The following is a 25,043-nucleotide window of genomic DNA, read 5'->3' on the forward strand; positions in this document are numbered from 1 at the left end:
GTCAGTACTCGATGGTCTGGACCGAGGTCGGGGAGTCGTGCCAGGTCGCGATCACCGACGACCCGTGCTGGCCGGCGGTGAACTCCACCCGCAGCCAGCCGACGGCCTGGTCCCAGGTCTGCACCGTGTAGCCGGGGCGCGGCGTCGCGGAGACCAGCTTCGCGCCGTCGGCGTGCACGGAGAGCACGACCTTGCCGCCCTTGGCTTCGTAGGTGCGCACCTCGCCGGAGTCGGTGGTTCGCGACGGGCTCGGGGTGGGCGTCCGCTCCGGCGCCGGGGTGTCCACTGTGGTCGATGTCGGCTCGGGGCTCGGCTCCGTCGTCGGCGGCGGCGGGGGAGGTGCCGTCGTGGTCGGCTGGACCAGCGGGATCGCGTCGGGCGGCTCGAGCACCGCGCCGCGGATGACGTCGCGGACGCCGAGCCAGGACAGCGTGACCGCGGCGGTGGTCGCGGCCAACCACACGCCGATGTAGGCGACCGCTCGTTTCATGCGCACGGGTTTACCCGACTGCGGCGCGTAATGCCTCCCTGGGTGCGGGATTCGGCGGCGCCGAACGCCGGCCGCCGCTCGCGGTGCGGCGCAGCCCGCCCGCGGACCGGAAGGCGAAGAACTCTCACAGTCCCCGTATCGTCCCGGCCATGGCTGTGGTTCTGGTTGTTGAGGACGATCCAGTGGTGCGGGCGGCGATGATCAGGGACTTGACCGCGCGGGACTGGGTGGTTCGCAGCGTCGGAACCGCCCTGGCGTCGTTGCGCGAAGTAGCCGAGCACCCACCGGACGTCATCATCCTCGACCTCGGCCTGCCCGACCTCGACGGCGGCGAGACGCTCAAGATGATCCGCGGCGTCTCCAACGTGCCGACCATCGTGGCGACCGCCCGTGACGACGAGGGCGAGATCGTCCGCCTGCTGCGCGCGGGCGCGGACGACTACATCGTCAAGCCGTTCTCCAGCGAGCACCTCAACGCCCGCATCGAAGCGGTGCTGCGCCGCGCCCGCGGCCCGCAACCGGCGCAACTGCTGGAGGTCGCCGGGCTGCGCATCGACCTGGGCAGCCGGGTCTCGACGTTGGACGGCGCCGAGCTGGAGCTGACGCGGCGCGAGTTCGACCTGCTGGCCTACCTCGCGGCCCGGCCCGGCCGGGTGGTGCCGCGCCGCGAACTGCTCGCTCAGGTGTGGCGGCAGTCCTACGGCGACGACCAGACCATCGACGTCCACCTGTCCTGGCTGCGGCGCAAGCTCGGCGAGAGCGCCGCCGAACCGCGGTTCCTGCACACCGTGCGGGGCGTCGGAGTGAAGCTCGTGGAACCGGAATGAGGCGCACGATCGTCCTGGTGGCGCTGGCGGTGACCTCGATGGTCGCCCTGGCGTTCCTCATCCCGCTCGGCCTGATGATCAAGGAGATGGCCCGCGACCAGGCGATGTCCGACGCCGAACGGCAAGCCGTCGCGCTGGCACCGGTGCTGGCCACCACGACCGATCACGCGCTGGTCGGCAAGGCCGTCGCCAGCACGCGCGCCGGGCAGTCCGGGCGGGTCGCCGTGTACCTGCCGGACGGCGGCGTGGTGGGCTCGGGCCGGGTCGGAGCCGGCGACGTGCACCTGGCGATGTCCGACGTGCGGACCTCCAGCGTGGAAGTGGCCGGCGGCACGGCGTTCGTGCAGCCCATCGCGCTGGACGGCGGCCGCACCGCGCTGGCGGAGGTGTTCGTGCCCGCCGCGGACCAGACCCGCGGGGTGCTGCGGGCCTGGCTCGTGCTCGGCGCCGTCGGGCTGGTCCTGGTCGTCGGGTCGCTGCTGGTCGCGGACCGGCTGGCGGCCCGCGTCGTGCGCGCGACCACCCGGCTCGCGGAGGCCTCGTCCGCGCTCGGCGCCGGCGACCTCAGCGTCCGGGTGCATCCCAGCGGCCCGCCCGAACTGGTGGAGGCCGGGCGCGCGTTCAACACCATGGCCGACCGGGTCCGCCAGCTGCTCGCCGCCGAGCGCGAGATGGCCGCGGACCTCTCGCACCGCCTGCGCACCCCGCTGACGGCGCTGCGGCTCAACGCGGAGGCGCTGGGCGACGACCAGGCGGCCGAGCAGACCAGGGTCGCCATCGACCGGCTGGAACGCGAGGTGGACCTGGTGATCACCAGCGCCCGCCGGTCCGGGCCAGGCGAGGAAGCCGACTGCGACGTCGCGGAGCTGCTGCGCGAGCGGCTCGGGTTCTGGTCGGCGCTGGCCGAGGACCAGCAGCGGCCGTGGAGCCTGCGCGGCGCGGAGGGCGAGGTCCACGTCCCGGTGCCGAGAGCGGAGCTCGCCGCGTCGGTGGACGCCGTGGTGGGCAACGTCTTCCGGCACACCCCGGAGCGGACCGAGTTCGTGGTGTCGGTGCAGCAGAAGGACGGCGTGGTCGGGGTGATCGTGGAGGACGCGGGGCCCGGAGTGGCGGAGTCCGCCGACGCCGTGCAGCGCGGGCGCAGCAGCGCCGGATCGACCGGGCTCGGCCTGGACATCGCCCGCCGGGTCGCCGAATCCACCGGGGGACGGCTCGCGGTCGACCGCTCCAGCCTCGGCGGCGCCCGGGTGTGCATGTGGCTGTGGCAGCGCCCGGCGGCGCCGAAGCCCACCCGCCGTCGCGACCGCCGCCGACGCACCCGCGAAGCGTTCTGGCCGGCCTGACCCACGAAGATCGTTCCGCCGGGGCGGGGTGACCGGGAGGGTTGATCGTCGGTGCCGGTGGTTACCCTCGCTGGCGTGCTGACTGTGTCGACCGTGAACGTCAACGGCCTGCGCGCCGCCGCGAAGAAGGGCTTCGTGGAGTGGCTCGCCGCCACCCGAGCCGACGTGATCTGCCTGCAGGAGACCCGCGCGGAGCCCGAACAGCTCACGCCGGAGGTCCGGGAACCGGCCGGCTGGCACACCGTGCTGGCCTCGAGCTCGGCGAAGGGTCGCGCCGGGGTGGCGATCTACAGCCGCGCGGAACCCGAGGCGGTGCGCATCGGCTTCGGCTCGGCGGAGTTCGACGAGAGCGGCCGCTACGCGGAGATCGACCTGCCGGGCCTCGTGGTCGCGAGCCTGTACCTGCCCAGCGGCGACGTCGGCACCCCGCGCCAGGACGAGAAGGAACGCTTCATGAAGGAGTTCCGCGCGTACCTGGATGACCTGCGCGAACGAGCCGCGGCGGCGGGCCGGGAGGTGCTGGTCTGCGGCGACTGGAACATCGCGCACCAGCAGATCGACCTGAAGAACTGGAAGGCGAACCAGAAGGAAGCGGGCTTCCTCCCGGAGGAGCGAGCCTGGCTGACGGAGCTCTTCGAGAGCGGCTACGAGGACGTGGTCCGGAAACTCCATCCGGAAGGCCCGGGCCCGTACTCCTGGTGGTCCTACCGAGGCAAGGCCTTCGACAACGACTCCGGCTGGCGGATCGACTACCAGGTGGCGACCGAAGCCCTGGCGAAGCGAGCGGTGTCGGCGGTGATCGAACGAGCGGAGTCCTACGACCAGCGCTGGAGCGACCACGCCCCGGTCACGGTGGCGTTCGATCGTTAGCGTCAGATGGGCCGACCTGGTGCGACGCGCACCGGAGCGACCGTGACCAACCAGGTCTGATCGGGCACAATCGACCTCGGGAGGTGACGGCCGTGCACGAGTTGATCGAAGCGAAACGCAGCGAGATCGAAGAACTCTGCCGCTTGCTCGCGGTGCGTCGCCTCGACCTGTTCGGCTCGGCTGTGGGGGACTCGTTCGATCCTGCGTCCAGCGATGTCGATGTGCTGGTCGACTTCGATGTTGGCCCGCTGAACCAGCTGTCAAAGGTGGATTCCGTGTTTGCCGCGCAGGTGCCGGATCTCGGCCGCATCGTGGCATTCCGCAACATCCTCATCCACGGGTACGCGACAGTCGACGATGCCCTGGTTTGGCAAGTCCTCACCGAGAGGCTCCCAGGGCTGGCTAGTGTCCTGCGGCGGCTCTTGGAACGCTGAGGGCGTTCCGCCGATCTGGCTTCAACCGGCTGATGCATCGACTACCAGGTGGCGACCGAAGTCCTGGCGAAGTGAGCGGCGTCGGCGGCGGTGGCCGAGCGCGCGGAGTTCTATGACCAGCGCTGGTCCGACCACGTTCCGGTCATGGTCGTGTTCGACTTCTGAGCTGAGCAGGCACCTACTTGATCGTTGTAGGTGTCTTACTCTCTTCGCGTGACAGCGCCTCAAGATCCTTGGTCGCAGCAGCAGTCCCAGCCGGCGGGTGACCAACAGCCTCCGCCACAGCAGCAGTTCGGCCGACCGAAAGCGCCCGGGACGGTGACGTTCGCGGCCTTGATCGGCATCGTGGTGCCGGCCCTCTCGGCGGTGCTGACCGTCATCAGCTTCGTGGTCGTCGCGCTGCAAGTCATCAGGCATCTCGAATCGTGGCAAGGCCCGCTCATCTTCAACGTGTTCAACACGTTGGGCACCCTCGCGCTCGCCGCGCTGTGGGTGATCTTCGCGTTGTTGATGCGCGCCGGCCGGAACTGGGCTCGGACCACACTCGCGATCCTCGCCGGGATCTGGCTGCTCTACGGCCTTTTCGGCATCAGCCAGATGCTCATCGCCGTCGATTTCCAGCTGGGGTATCTCATCGACCAGCCGGGCGCGGGCATCGCCACCGTCGATTTGTCGATGGTGCTGGTCGCGATGCCGGTGTTCCTCGTCCTGGTGTTCCTCAAACCCTCGAACCAGTACTTCAAAGCCGCGAGCAGTCGATGAGCGTTCTGCACCGGCGGATTGGCTTGGTGCCTCCGCCGGATCGGCGCGACTGTCGTTTCGGCCCGTCCTCGTCCCAGGAACGTGCCATGCCGGCGGAGGCTAGTGGGCCTACCACCAGCGCCGTCGGTCATGGTCGTGTTCGACTTCCGATCGTTTCGCGTTGACCCGGGCGTTGCGACTTCCAGGACTCCCAGGCCAGCCCGATCGCTATGAGGACGACGATGGTGATCAGGACCAGCGACGCCGTCGCGGACTCCTGTCCGGAGAGCTCCGCCGTGTTCCGGAAGGCCTCTCCGGCGCCGTTGAATGCGAAAGCTGCGGCACCGCAACCGAAGACGAGCCCGGCGACAGCGACGACGACGGTGACGGTCTTGCCGATGCCCTTCGGCAGGAATCGAGCGAGACCGGCGCACAGCAAGCCGACGATGACGACATCGGCAACGGCGACGCTCACTATGGCGGCGCTGACCAGGTCACTGTCCCCGTAGCTCTCGAAGTACCCCCAAGTGTCGCCGGCATCGGGGAGTCCGGCGATGCCGAGTGCGGTGAGGATCGCCATCAGGGCGGCAATGCCCTTGGGTTGCCACCTCTTCGGCTTTTCGCGAGTCGGGAGGATCTTGGTGCCGCGCTGCACGTGGACCTTGGTCGCGGGCTGCTCGCCTGCCATGGTCAGCGCCTCGGCGACCGTCGGCCTGCGGTCCGGGTCCTTGTCCAGCAGCCGGGTGATGAGCTGCGTGAGCGGTCCGGTTCGTCGCGGTGCCGGGGCCTCCTCCAGCAGTACCGCGGCCAGCGTCGCTTCCTGGGTATCGCGCCGGAACGGCGAGACGCCTTCGACGGCTTGGTAGAGGGTCACGCCGAGGGAGAACAGGTCGCTCGCGGGAAGTCCGTCGGCGCCGCGCAACCGCTCGGGCGCCGTGTACTCCGCCGAGCCGATGAACATCCCGGTGGCGGTCAGCGCGGTGTCGGTGTGGCGGATCGCGGTCCCGAAGTCGGTGAGCAGGACCTTCCCGTCCTCGGCGAGCATGACGTTGGCCGGTTTGATGTCGCGGTGCACAACACCTTCCCGGTGTGCTGCGCCCATCGCCGTCAGCAGCGCCGTAGCCACTTCGGCCGCCCTGTCCGCCGGAAGCGGCCCGTGCTGCTCGATGTGCTCGCTCAACGAGCAGCCGTCGACCAGTTCCATGACGATCCAGGGAAGGCCGTCCTCGACGACGACGTCGTGGATCGCGACGATGCCGTCGTGCTTGCGCAACCGGGCGGCGTTGCGGGCCTCGCGAGTGGCACGCGCCAGCCGCTCGGCCCGTTCGGCTTCCGACATCCCCGACGGCAGCTGCATTTCCTTGATCGCAACGTCGACGTCGAGGGTCTCGTCGCGGGCCCGCCAGACCCGCCCGAAACCACCGGCTCCCAGCTCGGCGGCCAGCCGGTAGCGTCCGCCGACCACGTCACCGGACCGTCTCGAAGGCATGACCGTCTCCCGCCCGTCGCGCTCGGCACGACAGTTGATCACTGTACCGCCACCGGCATGAGCATCTGGTCCGTTCGCTCGGCCTGGCCGGAACGCGAGGGCGGCCGCTCGACCTGAATCCCGTCAGCGCGGCGGGACCGACCATCGGCGCAGGTGGGGTTTCTCCGCACCCTCGCCGTAGGTTCCGGCCAACACGCTGCTGATCAGCAGTTCGAAGCGGATGTAGCGGTCCTGCGCCGGGAATCCTCCTGCCGCCAGCTCTTTTCCAAGAGCATCGTCGTTGACGAGTCGAGCGATGCCTCGCAGGGAGAATTCGCCGCCGGCGCCGTGGTCGTCGTCGACCGTCGCGTGCAGGGCGAAGCGGGGATCACGCGCCAGGTCCGCACCCTTGGGCGAGGTTGGGTACATGTAGATGACGAGGTTCCCGCGAACGACCTTCGGACTGACCGGATGCACTCGGGCCGAACCGTCGCGTCGCACGGTCCCGAGGTAGCAGGGACCTGCCTGCAGGCGCTGCCGTCCGAAATCGCCGAGTTCCGGCGCGGCTGCCTCGAACTCCTGCCACCGGACCGCCTGAACTGTTCCCATCCTGGATTCCCTTCCGCGTTCGATTTGCGCCCGCAGCCTGAACCTTCACGCGCGGTTCCTCGGCATGCGCTCATGATGAAGCTGGACACCACTGTGGCTTCCCGGAACGTGGAGAGCGGTGATCTCGCGCGAAATCGCCGCTCTCGACGTGTGCCGGTGTCGATTCGCGCGGAATCGACCAGCCCGTCGGGACGGCCGAGTCGGTGCCGTCCCGAGGTGCCGACCGATCAAGACTGCGTGAGGGTGTTCTGCCGGGCCGCGATCCACCAGCGGTTCTGTTCCTTGACCAGGACGTAGAGGGCGATCATCGCGGGGTCGACGTCGATCAGCTCGCCGTCGGCCTTGGTGGCCCACGCGTTCTTGTGCGCGATGGCGACGTCGGGGCGGAGGAAGACGATGTCGCCGACCTCGTAGCGCGCGTGCTCGTCGCGCAGGAATCCGGCCAGGCCCTTCCGGTTGGCTTCGAGCAGGGCGTCCCGGCCGGACATCAGCATCCCGGCCGCGTTGACGACCGAGGCGTTCCGGGCGAAGTGGGCGGTCAGCAGGTCGGGATCGTTGGTGTTGAAGGCGGTTTCGACGTCGGCGATCACCTGCTTGATCGCGACGATGTCCGGCTCGTGATCGGTGGTGGTGTCCTCGACCAAGGGAGGCTGCCTGAGGGCGTCGGTCATGGGTACGAGGCTGTTACCTCCATCGAACTAGAGGTCTATGTCCTTGTGGCGAGCATCACCGAAGCGGGCTTCCTGTCGTGAACGAGTCGATCGAATCGAAACGGCACGAACACGTAGTCCCGGTTCCGGGTGGGGAGTTGTGCGGGCCGAGCGCGCCGGCTCGGGAGCTCCCGTTGTTCTCCTGCACGGCGGCGGGATGGACAGCCGGTTGTGGGACTCGGTTTTTCCCGCGTTGGCAGGACATCGCACCGTGATTGGCTTCGACGTCCGCGGTGGCCGTGTCAGGGCGGTGACGGTTCGGCGTCTGGGCGTGGAGTGATCGTGGTCGCCGTGATCAATTCTGCGATCGCGGCCTCGGGGTCGCGAAAGACGTTCCATGACAAGGCCGTGCTTGACGGCGTCGACCTGGAGGTTCCAGAAGCGACCATGAAGACCACGAGCAGGGTCCGGTTCTTCTCCGCGCTGATGGACGGCACACTCCTGCCGGTCTCGCTGCTGGCCGAGATGCGCAAGCCGGCCGACGGGGTCGAGCCGACTCGGCCGACCGGCTGAGCCCTGGGGATCCGCACGCCTCGATGGTGGACTACTTGCGCTCAGCGCTTGGTGTAGGTCAGGTGGATCACGCCACTCTCGAACACCTCGGTTTCGGTCAGGTCGAACAGCTCGGGGGAGAATTCCCTGCTGAACAGCGGGGTTCCGGAGCCCGCGACGATCGGGTGGAGCTTGATCACCAGTTCGTCGATCTCCGGGCGCAGGGACTCCGCCAGCTTTCCGCCGCCGCAGAGCCAGATCCCCATGCCCTCTTCCCGCTTCAGCTCCCGCACCCGCTCGATCGGGTCGGTGGCGACGAATTCCACCGTGGGATCCGGGCTTTCCGCGACGCTGCGGGAGAACACGACGTTGCGGCGCATGTGCTGGTACGCGTTCGTCATCCCGTCCTGCACGCCGACGTCCCAGGTGCTGCGGCCCTGCAGGACGGTGTCGAAGTGCTTGTTCGGCGCGTCGGCGAGGCCGATCAGCGGGCGGATGTGGGTCGGCATGATCTCCGGGTATTCGGCCCGGATGAAGTCGCCGTGGTCGCCTTCGTGCAGGAAGAAGTCCGGCTTGCCGTTGGGGCCGGTGATGAAGCCGTCGATGGTCGCCGCGATCAGGTAGGTCAGCTTTCGCACGATGCCTCCAGTGAGAACCACTTCGTTTGCAGTGCTTTAACATTAGTACTATGTCTGTAGTGATTGCAAGCGGTTTGCTCAGGAGGAGCGATGGTGCAGAACACCGCGAGGCGAACGGCGCTGGTCGACGCGGCGATCGAGGTGCTGGCGCGGGACGGCGCGCGCGGCCTGACCTTCCGCGCCGTCGACGTCGAGGCCGGCGTGCCGAAGGGGACGGCGTCGAACTACTTCGCCAACCGAGCGGACCTGCTCAACCAGGTCGGCGCGCACATCCACCAGCGGATGACCCTCGATCCGGGGCAGTACGACCTCGACCGCCCGCCGTCGCCGGAACTGCTCACCGAGGTGATGCGCGCGCTGTTCCACCACATCTCGGACGACCGCACCGGCTGGCTCGCGCTGCTGGAACTCCGCCTGGAGGCGATCCGGCGGCCCGAGCTCCAGGAGGCGCTGACCGAAACGCTGCGCGCCAACCTGACCGCGAACATCGAGGGCCGCCGCGAATCCGGGTTCCCCGGCGACGACACGACGACGATGCTGCTCTACTACGCGATGACCGGCGTGATCCTGGAGCACCTGACGGTGCCCGGCGTCCTGGCGCGGTTCGACGTGGACGACCTGATCGCCGCGTTCGTCGAGCGCTCCGTCGCGGAGTCGTGATCCGGCGGCGCGAGGATCAGCGGGCGATCAGCTCGTTGAGCGGCGTGTCCGGGTCGGCGAGCGCGTTCGGGTCGATCGTCGTTCCCGAGGTGATCAGGGTCTTGATCTGGTCCTGGACGTCCCAGATGTTGACGTTCATGCCCGCCAGGACCCGGCCGCCGGCCAGCCAGAACGCGATGAACTCGCGGGCCGCCACGTCGCCGCGGAACACCACCTGGTCGTAGCCGCCCGGGTCGACGTGGCCGAGGTATTCCATGCCCAGGTCGTACTGGTCGGTGAAGAAGTACGGCAGTTCCGCGTACTTGCCGTCGCGCCCCAGCATCGCCGCCGCCGCGGTGGCGGGTTGGTTGAGCGCGTTCGCCCAGTGCTCCACGCGGATCTGCTTGCCCAGCAACGGGTTGAACGCGTTCGCCACGTCGCCCGCCGCGACGATGTTCGGGTCGCCGGTGCGCAGCGAGGCGTCGACCAGGATGCCGTTGTCGACCCGCAGGCCCGCATCCCGGGCGAGCGCGACCTCCGGCTCCACGCCGACCGCGACCAGCACCGCCCCGGCCGGGACCTCGGCGCCGTCCGTCAGCCGGACCCCGGCCGCGCGGTCGCCGTCGACCAGGATCTCGCCGACCGCGGTGCCGAACCGGAAGTCCACGCCGTGGTCCCGGTGCAGCGCCGCGAAGACCTCGGCCACCTCCGGGCCGAGCACCCGCAGCAGCGGCAGCTCCGTCGTCTCGACGACGGTCACGGCCACGCCCACTTCGCGTGCGGCGGCGGTGACTTCGAGACCGATCCAGCCCGCGCCGACCACCACGAGCCGCTCGATGCCCGCCAGGGTCTGCTTGATCAGGTCGGAATCCTCGACGCGCCGCAGGTGCAGGACGCCCTCGGCGTCGATGCCGGGCACCGGCAGCGAACGGGGGTTTGCCCCGGTCGAGATCAGCAGCTTGTCGAAGTCCAGGCGCCCGCCGTCGGTGAGCTCCACCTGCCGCAGCGCCCGGTCGATGCGCCGCACCGACACCTCCAGCTGCAGATCCACCCGGTTGTCGGCGTACCAGGACTCGTCGTGCACGTACGCGCTGTCGAACCCTTCGTTGCCCATCAGGTACGCCTTGGACAGCGGCGGGCGCTCGTACGGGCGGTGCGGTTCGTCGCCGAGCAGGGTGATGCGCCCGTCGAATCCCAGATCGCGCAGCGCCTGCGCGCCCTTGGCCCCGGCCATGCCGGCACCGACGATCACGAAGGTCTCCGAATCAGCCACGACAGCGCCTCACTCCCGAGCGACAACCCTCCGGACCGCCAGCGTCCTGCCGCAAACTCGCCCGGGCAACCCCAGAGCGTGCGAAATGCGGCAAAGCGAAGGGCGCCTCCGACCGGATCGGCCGAAGGCGCCCTTCGGGTGTCACCCTTTGCGGCTTACTTCTGGACGGCGTCCAGGGCGTCGATGAGGCCCGCGCCGTAGAAACCGGCGCCGCTCTTGCCGCCCGAGCACACCGCGTCCGGCTTGCCGTCGCCGTCCGGGTCGTAGCTGGTCGGGCACTCCAGGGCGTCCGCCTGGTTGGTCAGCGCGCCGACCACCTGCTGGGCGTTCCACTCCTGGTGGGTGCTGCGCAGCAGCGCGACCACGCCGGCCGCGTGCGGCCCGGCCATCGAGGTGCCCTGCATCCAGCCCCAGCCGCCGCCGGGCACAGTGGACAGGACGCGACCGTTCTGCGACGGCGTCTGCGGGATCTGGTTCTTGTCGCCGCCCGGGGCGGTGACCGTGATCGAACCCAGCCCGTAGTTGGAGTAGTACGACTTCACCGCGTCCGAGCCCACCGCGGACACCGAGACCACGCCGGGCAGCTCACCGGGCAGGACGTGGCACTCGTGCCCGGTCTGCCGGTCCTGGATCGGCCCGCCGTTGTTCGGGCTGTTGGTGTCGCGGATCGGCTTGGACAGGTCCCAGTTGCTGTTGCCCGCCGAGACCACGTTCACGACGTCCTTGCCCTGCGCGTACGCGACGGCGCGGCGCACCGCCTCGGCCGCGGCCTTCTGGTCCGGGTCGCTGTCGCACCACAGGTACCAGGGGTCGACGAAGTACGAGTTGTTGGTGACGTCGAAGCCGTGCTCGGCGGCCCAGATGAAGCCGCAGACCGCGTATTCGGGGTAGATGAAGCCGCCGTCGTCGATGACCCGCACCGAGGCGAGCGTGATGTTCGGGGCGACACCGGCGATGCCGACGCCGTTGCGCGCGGCGGCGATGGTGCCCGCGGTGTGGGTGCCGTGGTCCTGCGTCGGGTCCTGCGGCTGCCAGGCCTCCTGCCTGGTGTCCGGGACACCCTCGTTGACGCAGCTCACCGACTTGGTGACGTCCAGGTTCGGCTTCAGGTCCGGGTGCGTCGGGTCGATGCCGTAGTCCAGCACGCCGACCGTGATGTCCTTGCTGCCCTGGGAGATCGCGCTGGCCTGCTCGGCCTTGATCTGCCGCACGTCCCACTGCTCGGGCTCCAGCGGCTCCTCGCCGGGAACGGCGGCGAAGGGGATGGCGCCGACCGTGCCCTCCAGCGCCTCCAGCCGCTGCGACTGCGCGGGCGGCAGCTGCTCGGCGAGGTTCCGGCTGGCGCCGGCCTGTTCCACGGCCGGCTGGGTGCGAACTGCGGCGGCGAAACCGGGATCCGTCGAGGTCGCGACGATCACGCCGATCTGGGGCCAGCTCTGCACGACGGTTCCGCCGACCGCGCGGACCGATTCCTCGGTCTGCTGCAGGCCGTCGCCGGTCGGGCCGAGCACGACGAAGTGAACCGGCGCGGCGGTGGCCGCGGGCGCGGATTCGGCTGCGCCGACGATGCCTGCGGGTACCAGCAACGCCAGCGCGAGCGCCGAGCCGGCGATGCGCATCGCCCGGCCGCTCCTTCTAGTGCGTGACACGTTGTCCCTCCTATGGAGACAGAGTGTGATTCACCCAGTGGTATTCGTCGGATTTTGCGCCTGATTCGGTGAGTACCGGTAGGGCAGAACGGAGTAATTCAATAGCTGATAGTGAGGTGTGTGGCACGTCTACGACAGTTGGGTGCTGCGTGCTCGGAGACTTAGAGTCGGCTGGTGTCGGTTGCAGATCTGGAACTTGCCCCGCCGGAACCCACTCCGAGCGTCTCGGCGATGCGCCGCGCGCTCCGCCGCGCCACGGACGGCGTTTCGCTGGACGCCGCCGAAGCCGCGGTCCTGCTGCACGCCCGCGGCGATGACCTCGAAAGACTGCTGTCGGCGGCCGGTCGCGCGCGGGACGCGCACCTGGTGGCCGAGGGACACGAAGGCGTGGTCACCTACAGCCGCAACGTGTTCATCCCGTTGACCCGGCTTTGCCGGGATCGTTGCCATTACTGCACGTTCGCCACCGTTCCGCATCGCGTGGAGTCCGCCTACCTGGAACGCGACGAGGTGCTGGAGATCGCCCGCCAGGGCGCGGCGGCGGGGTGCAAGGAGGCCCTGTTCACCCTGGGAGACCGGCCCGAGGAGCGCTGGCCCGCCGCCCGGGAGTGGCTGGAGGCGCGCGGTTATTCCTCCACAGTGGACTACGTGCGGGCCTGCGCCATCGCGGTGCTGGAGGAGACCGGCCTGCTGCCGCACCTGAACCCCGGCGTGCTCAGCTGGTCGGAGCTGACCAGGCTCAAGCCGGTCGCGGCGAGCATGGGCATGATGCTGGAGACCACGTCGGAGCGGTTGTGGCGGGAGAAGGGCGGCCCGCACTTCGGCAGCCCGGACAAGGAGCCCGCCGTCCGACTGCGGGTGCTGGCCGACGCCGGCCGCGTCGCGGTGCCGTTCACCAGCGGAATCCTCATCGGAATCGGTGAAACCCGCGCCGAGCGCGCCGAGTCGCTGCTCGCGCTGCGCGGCGTCGCCCGCCAGTACGGGCACATCCAGGAAATCATCGTGCAGAACTTCCGGGCCAAGCCGGACACCGCGATGCGCGGCATGCCCGACGCCGACCTGCAGGACCTGGCCGCCACCATCGCGGTCGCGCGGCTGCTGATGCCCTCCGGGGTGAGCGTGCAAGCGCCGCCGAACCTCATCGCCGACGAGCAGCTGCTGATGCTGCGCGCCGGGATCGACGACTGGGGCGGGGTTTCGCCGGTGACGCCGGACCACGTCAACCCGGAACGGCCGTGGCCGGAGATCGACGAGCTCGCCGCGAAGACCAGCGAGGGCGGCTTCGAGATGCGCGAGCGCCTCACCGCCTACCCGCGCTACGTGCGCGCCGGGCTGGCCGGGGACAGCACCCAGTGGCTGGACCTGCGGGTGGCCGGTCACGTCGCGGCGCTGTCCGATTCGGACGGTTTCGCCGCCGCGGACGCCGCGCCGGTCGGCCGGGAGTGGCAGGAGCCGGACGGCGGGTTCGAGTCCATCGGCCGCACCGACCTGCACCGCAGCATCGACACGACCGGTCGCACGGACGATCGCCGCGGCGACTTCGACACGGTCTACGGCGACTGGGACGAGCTGCGCAGGCAGCTGCCCGCCGCCGCGGCGCCGGAGCGGCTGGACGCCGACGTGCGCGAGGGCCTGCGGCTGGCCGAGGCCGATCCCGCCGCGCTGCTCGACGAGAGCCGCACCGCCGCCGCGATGGCCTTGATGACCTGCGACGGAGCCGCGATGGACGCGCTCGCCGGGATCGCCGACGGGCTGCGCCGGGACGTCGTGGGCGACGACATCACCTACGTCGTCAACCGCAACATCAACTTCTCGAACATCTGCTACGTCGGTTGCCGCTTCTGCGCCTTCGCGCAGCGCGAGCGCGACGCCGACGCCTACCGGCTCTCGCCGGAGGAGGTCGCCGACCGGGCCGACGAGGCGTGGCGGGCCGGGGCGACCGAGATCTGCATGCAGGGCGGCATCGACCCGCGGCTGCCGGTGTCCGGCTACGCCGACCTGGTGCGCGCGATCAAGCAGCGGGTTCCCGGGATGCACGTCCACGCGTTCAGCCCGATGGAGATCGTCAGCGCCGCGGCGAAGGCCGGGGCGAGCATCACCGACTGGCTCGCCGAGCTGAAGGAGGCGGGGCTGGGCAGCATTCCCGGCACCGCGGCGGAGATCCTCGACGACGAGGTGCGCTGGGTGCTGACCAAGGGGAAGCTGCCCGCCGCCGAGTGGATCGAGGTCGTCAGCACCGCACACCGGCTGGGCATCCCGTCCTCGTCGACGATGATGTACGGCCACGTCGACACCCCGGAGCACTGGCTCGGCCACCTACGCACCCTGGCCGGCGTGCAGGACGCCGCGGCCGAGCACGGCAACGCCGGGTTCACCGAGTTCGTCCCGCTCCCGTTCGTGCACCGCAACGCGCCGATCTACCTCGCCGGGCTGGCGCGCCCGGGCCCGACCCGCCGCGACAACCGCGCGGTGCACGCGATGGCGCGCGTCCTGCTGCACGGCCGGATCGACAACGTCCAGTGCTCGTGGGTGAAGCTCGGCGACGAAGGCACGTCGGAGGTGCTCAACGGTGGCGCCAACGACGTCGGCGGAACGCTGATGGAGGAGACCATCAGCCGGATGGCCGGTTCCGAGCACGGCTCGGAGCGCAGCGTCGAGGAGCTGCACGAACTGGCCGCGCGGGCGGGCCGCTCGGCGCGGCAGCGCAGTACCACTTACGAGCGAAGCGGCCGGGTCCAGCTGGGCATCAGCCCAGCATAGCTCGACCCGGTGTGTCATAGAACACAGGTGAATTTTCGGCCGAGGTCGCCCCTCGGGATGATCCCGGCCGCTGGCCTGCGCGATTTCCTGATCGGCGGACCCGACGGCAGCGGCGGCTAGCCGGAAAATATGATCACTACGTCGTGGCCGGTTTACGCAAAGCGACCACGCTGGCAATGAGTGGTCGGTACGGTCCGCCACCGAACTCAGACGAGTGCTGACCTGATCGGGTCAACTGTCGCAGGGAGGGCACGCCCGTGCGTAGCCGAATATCTCGCGTGGCAACGCGAGCCTCCGTGCTTGGTGCCGCGGCCGCCGCCGCGCTCCTGGCGACCGCCGGCGCCGCTGCCGCCGAGTCGGCCGCTCAAGCGGCCGGCCCCCTGGATTCGCTGAGCGCCCCGGTCGGCCTCACCGCGATCGGGCTCGGCGTGGTCGGCATGGTCGCGGGCATGTTCCGGAAGAAGAAGATCCAACCGGAGAACCAGCGCAAGAGCTGACCCGCCGGCGAACCGGAGAGGTCGCTCCCACAAACTTCGCGGGGCTTGCGAGAATCACCACGTGAGCAGCGACAGCCCCGCAACCCAGACCGGCGACCAGCCCGCGGCGCGGCCGCGCGTGCTGTCCGGCATCCAGCCCACCGCCGACTCGTTCCACCTCGGCAACTACCTGGGTGCCCTGCGGGAATGGGTCACCATGCAGGACGACCACGACGCCTTCTACTGCGTCGTCGACCTGCACGCCATCACCGTCGCGCAGGACCCGGAGCTGCTGCGCCAGCGCACCCGGCTGTCCGCCGCGCAACTGCTCGCCATCGGCATCGACCCCGAGCGGTCGACGCTGTTCGTGCAGAGCCACGTCCCCGAGCACGCCCAGCTCAGCTGGGTCCTGGAATGCCTGGCCGGATTCGGCGAGGCCGGCCGGATGACGCAGTTCAAGGACAAGTCCGCCCGCCAGGAAGCCGACCACGTCAGCGTCGGGCTGTTCACCTACCCGGTGCTGCAGGCCGCGGACATCCTGCTCTACCAGGCCGACGCGGTCCCGGTCGGCGAGGACCAGCGCCAGCACCTGGAGCTCACCCGCAACCTGGCGCAGCGGTTCAACTCCCGCTACGGCAAGACCTTCACGGTGCCGGCCGCGCACATCCCGAAGGACACCGCGAAGATCTACGACCTGCAGGACCCGACCTCGAAGATGAGCAAGTCGGTGCCCGCCGGGGTCGTCGAGCTGCTGGAGTCGCCGAAGCGCTCGGCGAAGAAGATCCGCTCCGCGGTCACCGACCTGGAGCGGGAGATCCGCTACGACGTCGAGAACAAGCCGGGCATCAGCAACCTGCTGGTGATCTACTCGGCGCTCACCGGCCGCAGCATCGCCGACCTGGAGGCCGCCTACGAGGGCAAGGGCTACGGCGACCTGAAGAAGGAACTCGGCGAGGTCGTGGTCGAGTTCGTCACCCCGTTCCAGGAGCGGGTCCGCGAGTACCTCGACGACCCGACCGAGCTGGACAAGGTCCTGCACCGGGGCGCCGAGCGGGCGCGGGCGGTGTCCGCGGAGACGCTGCGGACGGTGTTCGATCGGGTGGGCTTCCTTCCGCCGATGGGCTGAACTGATCATCCACGGGTAGCCTGCCACCGTTCGGGGGATGCCGTTGCGGCGGGAGGCGCACCGTGGCCGGTCAGGAGCAGGAAGCGAAGCCGGGACGACTGGCGCTGCTGCGCCGACGCCACGAGTGGCTGGACCGGCTCATCCGCGCTTTCGAGCGCTACCAGAGCCAGTACGGCGACTACTACGCCGCCGCGATCACCTACTTCAGCGTGCTGGCGATGGTGCCGCTGCTGATGATCGCCTTCGCGGCGGCCGGTTTCGTGCTGAGCGGGAACCCGGAGCTGCTGGGCAGGCTGCAGACGTCGATCACCACGGCGGTGCCCAGCCCGGCGATGAGCGACATGCTCAACCGCGTCGTCGAGCAGGCGATCAGCCAGGCCGGCACCGTCGGCGTGATCGGCCTGCTCGCCGCGCTGTACTCGGGGCTCGGCTGGATGACGAACCTGCGGGAGGCGCTGACCGCGCAGTGGACGCAGGAGCCCATCAAGCAGTCGATGGTCCGGCGGATGGCGGCCGATCTGGGATCGCTGATCGGGCTCGGCGCGGCGCTGGCCGTCTCGCTGGGCATCAGTGCCCTCGGGGGCGGGGTCGGGCGGTGGCTGTTCGAGCTGGTCGGGATCGAGGACAGCCCGGCCGCGGTGTTCGCGCTGCGAGCTCTGTCGATCGTGCTGTCGCTGCTGGCGACCTGGCTGGTGTTCCTGTGGGTGCTGGCGCGGCTGCCGCGAAAGGCGGTCACGCTGCGCAGTGCGGTGTGGGGTGCGCTGTTCGCGGCCGTCGGGTTCGAGATCCTCAAGCAGGTCGGCGTGGTCTACCTGAACAGCGTCACCAGCTCGCCGGCGGGCGTGGCGTTCGGCCCGATCCTCGGTTTGCTGGTGTTCGCGAACCTGACCTCGCGGTTCATCCTGTTCGTGACGGCGTGGACGGCATCGGCCCGGGAGAACCTGGAGGTGGCGCCGCCGCAGCCGCCGGGCCCGGCGATCATCCGCCCGGTCGTACAGGTGCGGCAGCGGGTGGGCGTGCGAGCCACGGCGGGCCTGGTGGGTCTCGGAGCCGTCGCCGGCTGGGCCTGGCGCCGCAAGCCGCTGACCCGCAATTTCAATGGAAATCAGAGGTCCGATTTCCATTGAAATTGCGGAAGTTGTCCACAGGCATCGGCGTGTCGGGGTGCGACACGCCGATGATCCCCAGTTTCAATTGAAACTGGGGATCCGGTTTCAATGAGCGTTTTTCATCCTGGTCGGTCCGCAGTCGCGGGTCGCAAAGCCGTACTTCGGTGGGGTGTCGCATGCGCCGTAGGCGCATAGCCCACCTACGACGCTTGCACCGCCGCGGGTTCTCAGCGTTCGCCTGGCGAGGACGGCCCCTCCGCCGTGTATTGGCCATACATCAGGAGGGGCACCCACAGTCCAGGCGGGCGCTGTAACTCCCGCAGGGGGGCCGCTACCCGCACCGCCACGCACAACGAGGTTGGAAAAACCTGGCTCGAAAATCTGAAGGTGAGTGGGCGCGCGGTAGCACCCGGCGCAGCGCGGTGGAGCCGGGTTCGTCCGGGTGGGGTGTGGTCAGGCAGCGGCGGGTTGGGGTTGCAGGGTGACTTTCTTGCCGGTGAGGCGTTCGAGTTGGCGGATGAGGTCGTGTTCACGCCGATTCTGGTTGATCTTGGATTGGTAGAAGCCCGCTCCCAGGTCCTGGTAGCGAGCCTCGGGATCGGACAGCAGATGCCACATGATCGTGAGTAGCGAGTTGCCCACGGCCACGATCGCTCGGTGTTTGCCGCGTCGTTTGGCCAGTCGCCGGTAGCGTTCACCGAGGAAGGTGTCGGTGCGGGTCACCGAGGCCACGATCTCGCCGAGCGTGCCGGCCAGCCAGGGGTTGCCTTTGCCCGTGGCCCCGGCCTTGCCCTTGCCCGCCGACTTCCTGTCGATCGGGGCGAATTTCGCCCAGGACACCAGATGCCCGGCGGTCGGGAACCGAGCCATGTCCATCCCGATTTCGGCGATCAGTTCTTGGGCGGCGATCAGCCCGACCCCGGTGATCTCATCGAGCTGGGTCACCTGGTGCGCGAAAGGGGCGATCACGACCTCGATCCGCGCGGTGACAACCTGGATATCGGCGCTGAGCGCATCCACCCGGTCCAGCATCTTCCGGGCCAGGAACGCATGGTGATCCTCGAAATGCCCGGTCAACGCCTCGGTGAGCACCTCGATCTTGGACCGCATACTGGCCCGTGCCATCTGCGCCAGCATCCGCGGGTCGCGTTGACCGGCGATCATCGCATCGAGCATGGCGCGGCCCGAGACCCCGAAAATGTCGGTGATCACGCCGGACAGTTTGATCTGGGCGTCCTCCAGCAGCTTCTCCAACCGCTGCTTCTCCCGGGTGCGATCCCGGATCAACGACCGCCGATACCGGGTCAGGTCCCGTAACTGCCGGATCGGCTTGGGATGCACCAGACTGGGCGCACACATACCCCGCTCGGTGACCTTGGCCAGCCACACCGCGTCCAGCCTGTCCGTCTTCGGCCGGCCCGGCACGTTCTTCACGTGCTTGGCGTTGAGCAACCAGCACTCGAACCCCTCGGCCTCCAGCAGGTAGTAGATCGGCTTCCAGTAATCGCTGGTCGCTTCCATCGACACCAGGCTGACCCGTTCACACCGCAGCCAGTCAGCCAACTCCAGCAGTGCCGGGGTCAGCGTCAAATACTCCCGGACCTCCTGACAGCGCCGACCCGGCTTGTCCGGGTGTGGTGCCCGGACACACGCCGTCACCTCCGCCTTCCCGACATCCAGCGCGGCCACCCGCTCGACCAGCTCAGCCGACTCACCCGTCTCATCCACCGCGATCACCTCGCCATCCGGCCACTCGATACGCGGCCACCGGGGAAGCCAGCAGGGCAAGATCAGAACCGGGCTCGCGTGCTCGAAGCAACAATGCAGCGCCCCTACACCCAGCTCCCAGCGTCAGACTCAATGACGGCCTCAACCGCACCAAGGTGGTTCGACGTCAACCGGCGACCACCCCGATTTTCACCCCAGCAGGCACGTCGACAACGACACCGAAGACTCAATGGAAATTGCGGGACGTCAGTCGGCGATGTCCGACAGCATTGCCGCGAGGTCGGCGGGGCGCGAGAACATCGGCCAGTGCCCGGTCGGCAGGTGGTGCAAGTCGGCCCCGGCCAACAGCGCGAACATCGGGATTCCGGCGTCGACGAGGGACTTGACCTCCTCCGGGGTGAACGTGGACGCGATCACCGAGATCGGCACGTCCGGCGCGGCGTCCGGCCGCTGCAGCGGCTGCGTCACGGTGGCGAACGGCTGCGGCGTGCTCATGGCTCGCATGCGGGCCAGCTGCTCGTCGGACAGCCCGGCCAGGTCCTCCGCACCGAACTCGGGCAGCGGGAGGCGCCAGCCGTCGCCTTCGGCCTCGACCGCCTTGCGCCACTCCTCCTGGACCTCCGGCGGGTTGGAATCGAGTACGGCCATGCCGCTCGGCATCGGCCCGGCGTCGACGTAGACGACGCGCGCGACCCGGTCCGGAACGCGGTCGGTGGCGCCGGTGACGGACACGTTCCCGCCGCTGTGCCCGACCAGCACGACGTCCCGGAGATCGTTGTCCTCGATGAGCCCGACCAGGTCCGAGATGTGGGCCTCGACGCCGACTTCGGGACCGGCTTCGGCGGCGCGGTCGGCGAGCCCGGGCAGCGTCACCGCGTGGACGTCGTGGCCCAGCTCCCGCAGCTCCCGCGTCACGTCCTCCCAAGCCCATGCGCCGAGCCAGAAGCCGGGAACCAGCACGATCGTCGCCATCGCGGCGCTCCTTTCCTCGTGGGATTCGATGCGTTGGACATTAGGCTCGATACCGGTCAGAACCCACCCTGATTAATTCTCCGGGAGACGCGTGTCATATCCGACGAGCCGATTGCTGGCGATGCTGGAGCTGCTGCAGGCGAACCAGCGGGTCGGCGGACCTGCGCTGGCCGAGCGCTTGGGCGTGGACCAGCGCACCGTTCGCCGGTACGCCGAGCGGCTCGTGGAGCTGGGCATCCCGGTGGTGGCCGAGCGTGGCCGCTACGGCGGATACCGGCTGATGCCCGGGTACAAGCTGCCGCCGCTGATGCTCACCGACGACGAGGCCACCGCCGTCGTGCTCGGCCTGCTGACCGGGCGTCGCCTCGGTCTACCCGGTCCGGCCGCGGAGACGGCGCTGGCCAAGGTGCAACGCGTCCTCCCGCCCGCGCTGCGCGACCGCGTCCAGTCGTTGCAGGAGACGCTCGGCTTCACGATGGGAACGCGGGAAGGCGCGGCTCCGGCGACCGCGGCGGTGCTGACCCTGGCCGAAGCGGCGCGGCATCGTCGCCGGGTGCGGCTGAGCTACGTGTCCTGGAAGGGCGTGGCCAGCGAGCGCGAGCTCGACCCGCACGGGCTGGTCTTCCACTCCGGCCGCTGGTACGTGACCGGGTACGACCACGGCCGCGGCGAGATCCGCACCTTCCGGGTCGACCGGATCCGGTCGGCCGAGCTGCGCGCCGAAACCTTCGAGATGCCGCCCGACGCCGACCCGGTGCGGCAGGTCACGACGTCGCTGGCGGGCGTCCCGTACGCGCACGAGGTCGAGGTGCTGCTGAAGACCACGCCGGAGCGGGCCCGGGCCCGGATTCCGCCTTCCGTGGGCACTCTCTCGGAAACCTCCGGCGGCGTGCTGCTGGCGACGCGCGTGGAGCACCTGGACGGCATGGCGCAGCTGCTCGCCGGGCTGGGCTGGCCGTTCGTCATCCGCCGCCCGGACGAACTGCGCTCTGCGGTGCGCGAGCTGGCCGTTCGGCTCACCGCGGACGCGGAACGGGGCTCGTGAGCACTTTGGGCCGCTTTTGGATGTCGTGGTGTGAGGTGTGGTAACGGGCATTCATGATGTCGGGGATCCCACAGCGAGAAGGCCCCTGAGGTTCCGCCACCCGCACCGCCACGCAGAGCAAGTGGAAACAGGCTCTATAGCGATCCAAAGTGCTCACGACAGCGATCTACTTCGGAGCGTCGAGCAGCCCGGCCCGGCGGTAGACCGACTCCAGGTACTCGCGGGCTCCGGTGGCATCCAGCGGTTCCGGCTGGATGAGGCGGAACAGCACGGCGCCGACCATCATGTCGATCAGCACATCCGGGTCCGCGGCGGCGTCGAGCACCCCATCGGCCTGCGCGCGTTCCAGCAACGCGCGGGTGATGCGCCGCCGCGGCACGACGTAGTTCTCCCAGTAGGTCGCCATCAGCGCCGGGTGGCTGACGCTGGAACCGAAGACGCGGGCGACCATCGCGCGCAGCCGGGGGTCGGCGACCGCCTCGGCGAGCCCGGGCAGCGCCTGCTCGACCAGCGTGGCGACCGGCAGGTCGGCGAATTCCGCCGGCATCGTCTCGGGGATCTCGTCGCGGGCGGACTCGATCGCGGCGGCGATCACCGCTTCCTTGGAGCCCCAGCGCCGGTACACGGTGAGCTTGCCGACCCCGGCCCGCTTGGCGATCTGCTCGATGCTGGTGCCTTCGACACCGCCCTCGATGAACAGGTCCAGCGCGGCCTGCAGGATCGCCTTGTCCGCTGCGGGATCGCGCGGTCGTCCGCGACGGTTGGTCATGTCGTCCTTCCATTGCCGAGCGCGTTGTCGAGCCATCGCGCGAGGGAGCGCAATTCCGTCCCGCGCCACGCGAGATGCGCGTCGGGCCGGATCAACCAGACGTCCCGTTGCGGCCGGTCCGGTGCGAGGCGTACGACATGTTCTCCCAGCGGCGCAAGGACTTCCGGGCTCGTCCCCGGGGGAGCGAGCAGTGCCCACTTCCCCCCGAGCTCGGAGTGCAGCCGGGTCGGGCCGCGGTCGCCCCGGCACGCCAGGTCGGGCACGCGGTCACCGGGCCGCGGCCGGGGGCCTCGCCGCGCACCGAGCGGGCCTTTGCGGTAGCTGACCCAGAGCTGCGAGGCGAGCCAGGTCGCCCGCCGTTGCACCACGGCGAGGTTCGCCAACGGGGTGATGAGCCGGTCGCGGGCGAACCGGGCGACCGCGCCGTCGGCCAGCATGAGCTTGGTGTTCGCCGTGGTGCTGCGCAGCACGTCTTCGGCCAGCGGCCGACGTTCGGCCTGGTAGGTGTCCAGCAGCGCCGAATCGGCACGGCCTTCCGCGACCAGCGCGAGCTTCCAGGCCAGGTTCTCGGCGTCGCCGATGCCGGTGTTCATGCCCTGGCCGCCGAACGGGCTGTGGATGTGCGCGGCGTCGCCGACGAGCAGCACGCGCCCGTCGCGGTAGCGGTCGGCGAGGCGGCGGTGGATGCGGAAGGTCGACGTCCAAGTCACGTCGCGGATCTGCACGTCGGTCCGGCCGGTGCGCTCGGGCAGCAGCTTCTGCAACCGGTCGAGGACGTCGTCGGAGTCCGTTCCTGGGCGGACATCGGCCATCAGCCGCCACGCGTCGTCCGCGCCGTTGCGCATCGGCATCGCGAAGAACAAGCCGTCCCGGTGGAACCACCCGGATGAACCGGTGCGGTCCAGGGCCCAGTCGGCGCGGACGTCGGCCAGCAGCCACTGGTCGACCAGCGGGACGCCGGGAAAACCGATGCCGCTGAGCTTTCGGACCGTGCTGTGCGCACCGTCGCAACCCACCACGTAGTCGGCGCTCAGGCCGCCATCTCGCAGCTTCGCGGTGACGCCGTCGGGCCGCTGGTCGAGGTCGGTCAGCTCCCGGCCCCATTCGACGGTGCCGCCGAGCTCGGCGAGCCGCTCCCGCAGGACGGCCTCCACCTCGGCCTGGGACACCAGCAGGGCCGAGAGCTGGTTGCCCTCGATCTGGCCGAAACTGACCTCGGCCAGCGGCTTCTCCCCGACGTGGAGGGTCATCCGGACGGCGTGCAGCGCGCGGTCCGGCAGGTCTCCGAGAGCTCCCAGCCGGTTCAGCACCTCGACTCCGCGGGCGTGCAGGATGTTCGCCCGCGAGGTGCTCGCCGGCCCTGCCGCTTGGTCGATCACGCGCACCGTGATGCCGTGCTGCCGAAGCCCGCAGGCCATCGCCAGGCCGGCCGGCCCGGCGCCCACCACCAGGACGGATGTCGTCTCCATGGCCGCTCCAATTAATTAACGAACCGGGACCGTTAACTAATTGGAGCACACCCGGCGCCGCGCCGGAAGCGTTTTCTTTCAGGGGTGGTCGTTGCCGTTGTGCTTGCGGCGCGCGGCGGCGGCGAGCCGCGCGCGACGCCGGCGGAGCGCCAGGACGCCGATCGCCGCGGCGGCCAGGATCACGATCAGCGTCAACGGCCCGCCGACCGTGCCGAACATCGACGACTCCTGCGGCTGGCCGTTCACCGGCGAATCCCCCTGCGCTTGCGCGGCGGTGGCACCGGCTGCGTCCACATAGGGCGGTTCGGGTGACGTCGTCACCAGCCGGCCCACCGGGTCGTCGTCGCTGAGCCCGAACCCGTAGTCCAGCAGGTGCATGGTCTGCTGGGACTGCCGGATCGGCTGGTTCTCGCCGCGCATCAGCACCGCCACCAGCCGGCGCCCGTCGCGCTCGGCGGCCCCGATGAACGTGTGCCGCGCATCGTCGGTGAACCCCGTCTTGCCGCCGATGCCGCCCGGGTAATTCAGCAGCACCTGGTTGTCGGACCAGACCTCCAGCGGCGGGCCGCCGGGCTTGCCCGGCAGCTGCGTGTTGTGGATCGCGGCGATCGACGCGAACGCCGGCTCGCTCATCGCCGCGCGGAAGATGACGGCCAGGTCGTAGGCCGAGGTGCTCATGCCCGGGCCGTCCAAGCCGGATGGCGTCGCGACCCGGGTGTCCAGCGCGCCGAGCTCGCGGGCCAGCGCGTTGATCTTGTCGAGCGTGACCTCCACGCCGCCCATCTTCATGGCGAGCGCGTGCGCGGCGTCGTTGCCGGACCGCATGATCAGCCCGGTCAGCACCTGCTGCACCGTGTAGGTGACGCCCGGGCTCAGCCCGACCCGGCTGCCCTCCTGGTCGGCGTCCTCCTGGGTGACGACGATCGTGTCGTCCAGCCGCAGCGCGTGGATCGCGGTGAGCGCGGTGAGCACCTTGATCGTGGACGCCGGCCGGTGCCGGGCGTGCGGGTCCCTCGCCGCCAGCACGGCGCCGCTGTCCAGGTCGGCCAGCACCCAGCTGGCGGCGGTGACCTCGGCGGGCGGCTCCGGCAACCCCTGCGCGATGACCACGCCGCACTCCGCCAGGCGGTCGCCGCCGACGGGGGTCTCCGGCACCGGTACCGGTTCGGGCACCGGCATGCCCGGCGCGGGCACCTCGGAGGTGTCCACCGGGGGCGGTGGGGCGATGTTGGGGCACGCGGCCGGCGGCTGGGCCGCGGCGGTGCCGCCGGTCCCCAGCACGAGCGCGGCCGCGATGGTGCAAACGGCCACGCGGAGCACGGACTTCATGCGGCGCGGACCGCAGGCACTCAGAGGCACACGCAGCAGGCTAACCAATCCCGGTGCGCGGCGGGATGTCGACCGCC

25 protein-coding genes are annotated in these 25,043 nt (G+C 69.9%); 13 read left to right on the forward strand and 12 right to left on the reverse strand.

Features of this window, described 5'->3' with window-relative positions; translation table 11 throughout:
• Position 1: 1 nt before the first annotated feature.
• On the reverse strand, positions 2-490 hold the full coding sequence (locus tag AC07EQ_RS11065) for a hypothetical protein (RefSeq protein WP_478387846.1): 489 nt from the start codon (positions 488-490) through the stop codon (positions 2-4).
• A 149-nt stretch (positions 491-639) separates the two neighbouring features.
• Between AC07EQ_RS11065 and AC07EQ_RS11070 the strand changes: the two genes are divergently transcribed.
• From AC07EQ_RS11070 to AC07EQ_RS11090, 5 genes are all read left to right on the forward strand, one after another.
• Positions 640-1,317: a response regulator transcription factor gene (locus AC07EQ_RS11070; protein ID WP_358580156.1), complete on the forward strand. Its 678-nt coding sequence runs from the start codon at positions 640-642 to the stop codon at positions 1,315-1,317.
• Positions 1,314-2,660, forward strand: a complete 1,347-nt coding sequence (locus AC07EQ_RS11075) for a sensor histidine kinase (RefSeq protein ID WP_478387847.1) — start codon at positions 1,314-1,316, stop codon at positions 2,658-2,660. Before AC07EQ_RS11070 ends, AC07EQ_RS11075 begins: the two co-directional genes overlap by 4 nt.
• A 75-nt stretch (positions 2,661-2,735) precedes the next feature.
• On the forward strand, positions 2,736-3,530 hold the full coding sequence (locus AC07EQ_RS11080; RefSeq protein ID WP_478387848.1) for an exodeoxyribonuclease III: 795 nt from the start codon (positions 2,736-2,738) through the stop codon (positions 3,528-3,530).
• A 92-nt stretch (positions 3,531-3,622) separates the two neighbouring features.
• The gene (locus AC07EQ_RS11085) at positions 3,623-3,964 is read left to right on the forward strand and encodes a HepT-like ribonuclease domain-containing protein (protein WP_478387849.1); all 342 of its coding nucleotides are present in this window, start codon (positions 3,623-3,625) and stop codon (positions 3,962-3,964) included.
• A 213-nt stretch (positions 3,965-4,177) separates the two neighbouring features.
• A complete protein-coding gene (locus AC07EQ_RS11090) occupies positions 4,178-4,726 on the forward strand; it encodes a hypothetical protein (RefSeq protein ID WP_478387850.1) in 549 nt (182 codons plus the stop codon).
• A gap of 127 nt (positions 4,727-4,853) precedes the next feature.
• On the opposite strand, the gene AC07EQ_RS11095 is transcribed toward AC07EQ_RS11090, so the two are convergent.
• From AC07EQ_RS11095 to AC07EQ_RS11105, 3 genes are all read right to left on the reverse strand, one after another.
• Positions 4,854-6,194 carry a serine/threonine-protein kinase gene (locus tag AC07EQ_RS11095; RefSeq protein ID WP_478387851.1) on the reverse strand — a complete coding sequence of 447 codons (1,341 nt, stop codon included), beginning with the start codon at positions 6,192-6,194 and terminating at the stop codon, positions 4,854-4,856.
• A 123-nt stretch (positions 6,195-6,317) separates the two neighbouring features.
• Positions 6,318-6,782, reverse strand: a complete 465-nt coding sequence (locus AC07EQ_RS11100) for a pyridoxamine 5'-phosphate oxidase family protein (RefSeq protein ID WP_478387852.1) — start codon at positions 6,780-6,782, stop codon at positions 6,318-6,320.
• A 227-nt stretch (positions 6,783-7,009) separates the two neighbouring features.
• The gene (locus tag AC07EQ_RS11105) at positions 7,010-7,453 is read right to left on the reverse strand and encodes an SgcJ/EcaC family oxidoreductase (RefSeq protein WP_478387853.1); all 444 of its coding nucleotides are present in this window, start codon (positions 7,451-7,453) and stop codon (positions 7,010-7,012) included.
• A gap of 37 nt (positions 7,454-7,490) precedes the next feature.
• Between AC07EQ_RS11105 and AC07EQ_RS11110 the strand changes: the two genes are divergently transcribed.
• Both AC07EQ_RS11110 and AC07EQ_RS11115 read left to right on the forward strand, forming a co-directional pair.
• Positions 7,491-7,772, forward strand: coding sequence for an alpha/beta fold hydrolase (locus AC07EQ_RS11110; RefSeq protein ID WP_478387854.1), 282 nt, complete (start codon positions 7,491-7,493; stop codon positions 7,770-7,772).
• 2 nt (positions 7,773-7,774) lie between these two features.
• The gene (locus AC07EQ_RS11115) at positions 7,775-8,005 is read left to right on the forward strand and encodes a hypothetical protein (RefSeq protein WP_478387855.1); all 231 of its coding nucleotides are present in this window, start codon (positions 7,775-7,777) and stop codon (positions 8,003-8,005) included.
• A gap of 41 nt (positions 8,006-8,046) precedes the next feature.
• Here AC07EQ_RS11115 and AC07EQ_RS11120 read toward each other — a convergent pair whose 3' ends face one another.
• Positions 8,047-8,622: a dihydrofolate reductase family protein gene (locus AC07EQ_RS11120; protein WP_478387856.1), complete on the reverse strand. Its 576-nt coding sequence runs from the start codon at positions 8,620-8,622 to the stop codon at positions 8,047-8,049.
• Between the two features lie 90 nt (positions 8,623-8,712).
• Between AC07EQ_RS11120 and AC07EQ_RS11125 the strand changes: the two genes are divergently transcribed.
• Positions 8,713-9,282: a TetR/AcrR family transcriptional regulator gene (locus AC07EQ_RS11125; RefSeq protein ID WP_478387857.1), complete on the forward strand. Its 570-nt coding sequence runs from the start codon at positions 8,713-8,715 to the stop codon at positions 9,280-9,282.
• 16 nt (positions 9,283-9,298) lie between these two features.
• Here AC07EQ_RS11125 and AC07EQ_RS11130 read toward each other — a convergent pair whose 3' ends face one another.
• Both AC07EQ_RS11130 and AC07EQ_RS11135 read right to left on the reverse strand, forming a co-directional pair.
• A complete protein-coding gene (locus AC07EQ_RS11130; RefSeq protein WP_478387858.1) occupies positions 9,299-10,534 on the reverse strand; it encodes an NAD(P)/FAD-dependent oxidoreductase in 1,236 nt (411 codons plus the stop codon).
• A gap of 155 nt (positions 10,535-10,689) precedes the next feature.
• Positions 10,690-12,183, reverse strand: coding sequence for a S8 family peptidase (locus AC07EQ_RS11135; RefSeq protein ID WP_478387859.1), 1,494 nt, complete (start codon positions 12,181-12,183; stop codon positions 10,690-10,692).
• A gap of 174 nt (positions 12,184-12,357) precedes the next feature.
• Here AC07EQ_RS11135 and AC07EQ_RS11140 point away from each other — a divergent pair, with 174 nt between their 5' ends.
• From AC07EQ_RS11140 to yhjD, 4 genes are all read left to right on the forward strand, one after another.
• Entirely contained in the window at positions 12,358-14,943 is a 2,586-nt protein-coding gene (locus tag AC07EQ_RS11140; protein ID WP_478387860.1) for a bifunctional FO biosynthesis protein CofGH, read from the forward strand.
• Between the two features lie 278 nt (positions 14,944-15,221).
• Positions 15,222-15,440, forward strand: coding sequence for a hypothetical protein (locus tag AC07EQ_RS11145; RefSeq protein ID WP_478387861.1), 219 nt, complete (start codon positions 15,222-15,224; stop codon positions 15,438-15,440).
• Between the two features lie 61 nt (positions 15,441-15,501).
• A complete protein-coding gene (gene trpS / locus AC07EQ_RS11150; RefSeq protein WP_478387862.1) occupies positions 15,502-16,545 on the forward strand; it encodes a tryptophan--tRNA ligase in 1,044 nt (347 codons plus the stop codon).
• 62 nt (positions 16,546-16,607) lie between these two features.
• Entirely contained in the window at positions 16,608-17,672 is a 1,065-nt protein-coding gene (gene yhjD / locus AC07EQ_RS11155) for an inner membrane protein YhjD (protein WP_478387863.1), read from the forward strand.
• A gap of 435 nt (positions 17,673-18,107) precedes the next feature.
• Here the strand turns inward: yhjD and AC07EQ_RS11160 are convergent, their stop codons facing one another.
• Together AC07EQ_RS11160 and AC07EQ_RS11165 are read right to left on the reverse strand one after the other, a co-directional pair.
• Entirely contained in the window at positions 18,108-19,391 is a 1,284-nt protein-coding gene (locus AC07EQ_RS11160) for an IS110 family RNA-guided transposase (protein WP_478387864.1), read from the reverse strand.
• A 237-nt stretch (positions 19,392-19,628) separates the two neighbouring features.
• The gene (locus tag AC07EQ_RS11165; protein ID WP_478387865.1) at positions 19,629-20,354 is read right to left on the reverse strand and encodes an alpha/beta fold hydrolase; all 726 of its coding nucleotides are present in this window, start codon (positions 20,352-20,354) and stop codon (positions 19,629-19,631) included.
• Positions 20,355-20,445: 91 nt separating this feature from the next.
• On the opposite strand from AC07EQ_RS11165, the gene AC07EQ_RS11170 reads away from it, so the two are divergent.
• Positions 20,446-21,399 carry a helix-turn-helix transcriptional regulator gene (locus tag AC07EQ_RS11170; protein WP_478387866.1) on the forward strand — a complete coding sequence of 318 codons (954 nt, stop codon included), beginning with the start codon at positions 20,446-20,448 and terminating at the stop codon, positions 21,397-21,399.
• A 166-nt stretch (positions 21,400-21,565) separates the two neighbouring features.
• On the opposite strand, the gene AC07EQ_RS11175 is transcribed toward AC07EQ_RS11170, so the two are convergent.
• The 3 genes from AC07EQ_RS11175 to AC07EQ_RS11185 all read right to left on the reverse strand — a co-directional run bounded on the left by AC07EQ_RS11175 (position 21,566) and on the right by AC07EQ_RS11185 (position 24,996).
• Entirely contained in the window at positions 21,566-22,168 is a 603-nt protein-coding gene (locus AC07EQ_RS11175; protein ID WP_478387867.1) for a TetR/AcrR family transcriptional regulator, read from the reverse strand.
• Positions 22,165-23,637: an FAD-dependent monooxygenase gene (locus AC07EQ_RS11180; RefSeq protein ID WP_478387868.1), complete on the reverse strand. Its 1,473-nt coding sequence runs from the start codon at positions 23,635-23,637 to the stop codon at positions 22,165-22,167. The genes AC07EQ_RS11175 and AC07EQ_RS11180 overlap by 4 nt, the downstream gene beginning before the upstream one ends.
• Positions 23,638-23,715: 78 nt before the next feature.
• Positions 23,716-24,996 carry a D-alanyl-D-alanine carboxypeptidase family protein gene (locus AC07EQ_RS11185; RefSeq protein ID WP_478387869.1) on the reverse strand — a complete coding sequence of 427 codons (1,281 nt, stop codon included), beginning with the start codon at positions 24,994-24,996 and terminating at the stop codon, positions 23,716-23,718.
• Between the last annotated feature and the right edge of the window lie 47 nt (positions 24,997-25,043).

The organism is Saccharopolyspora sp. NPDC045839 (assembly GCF_056431645.1).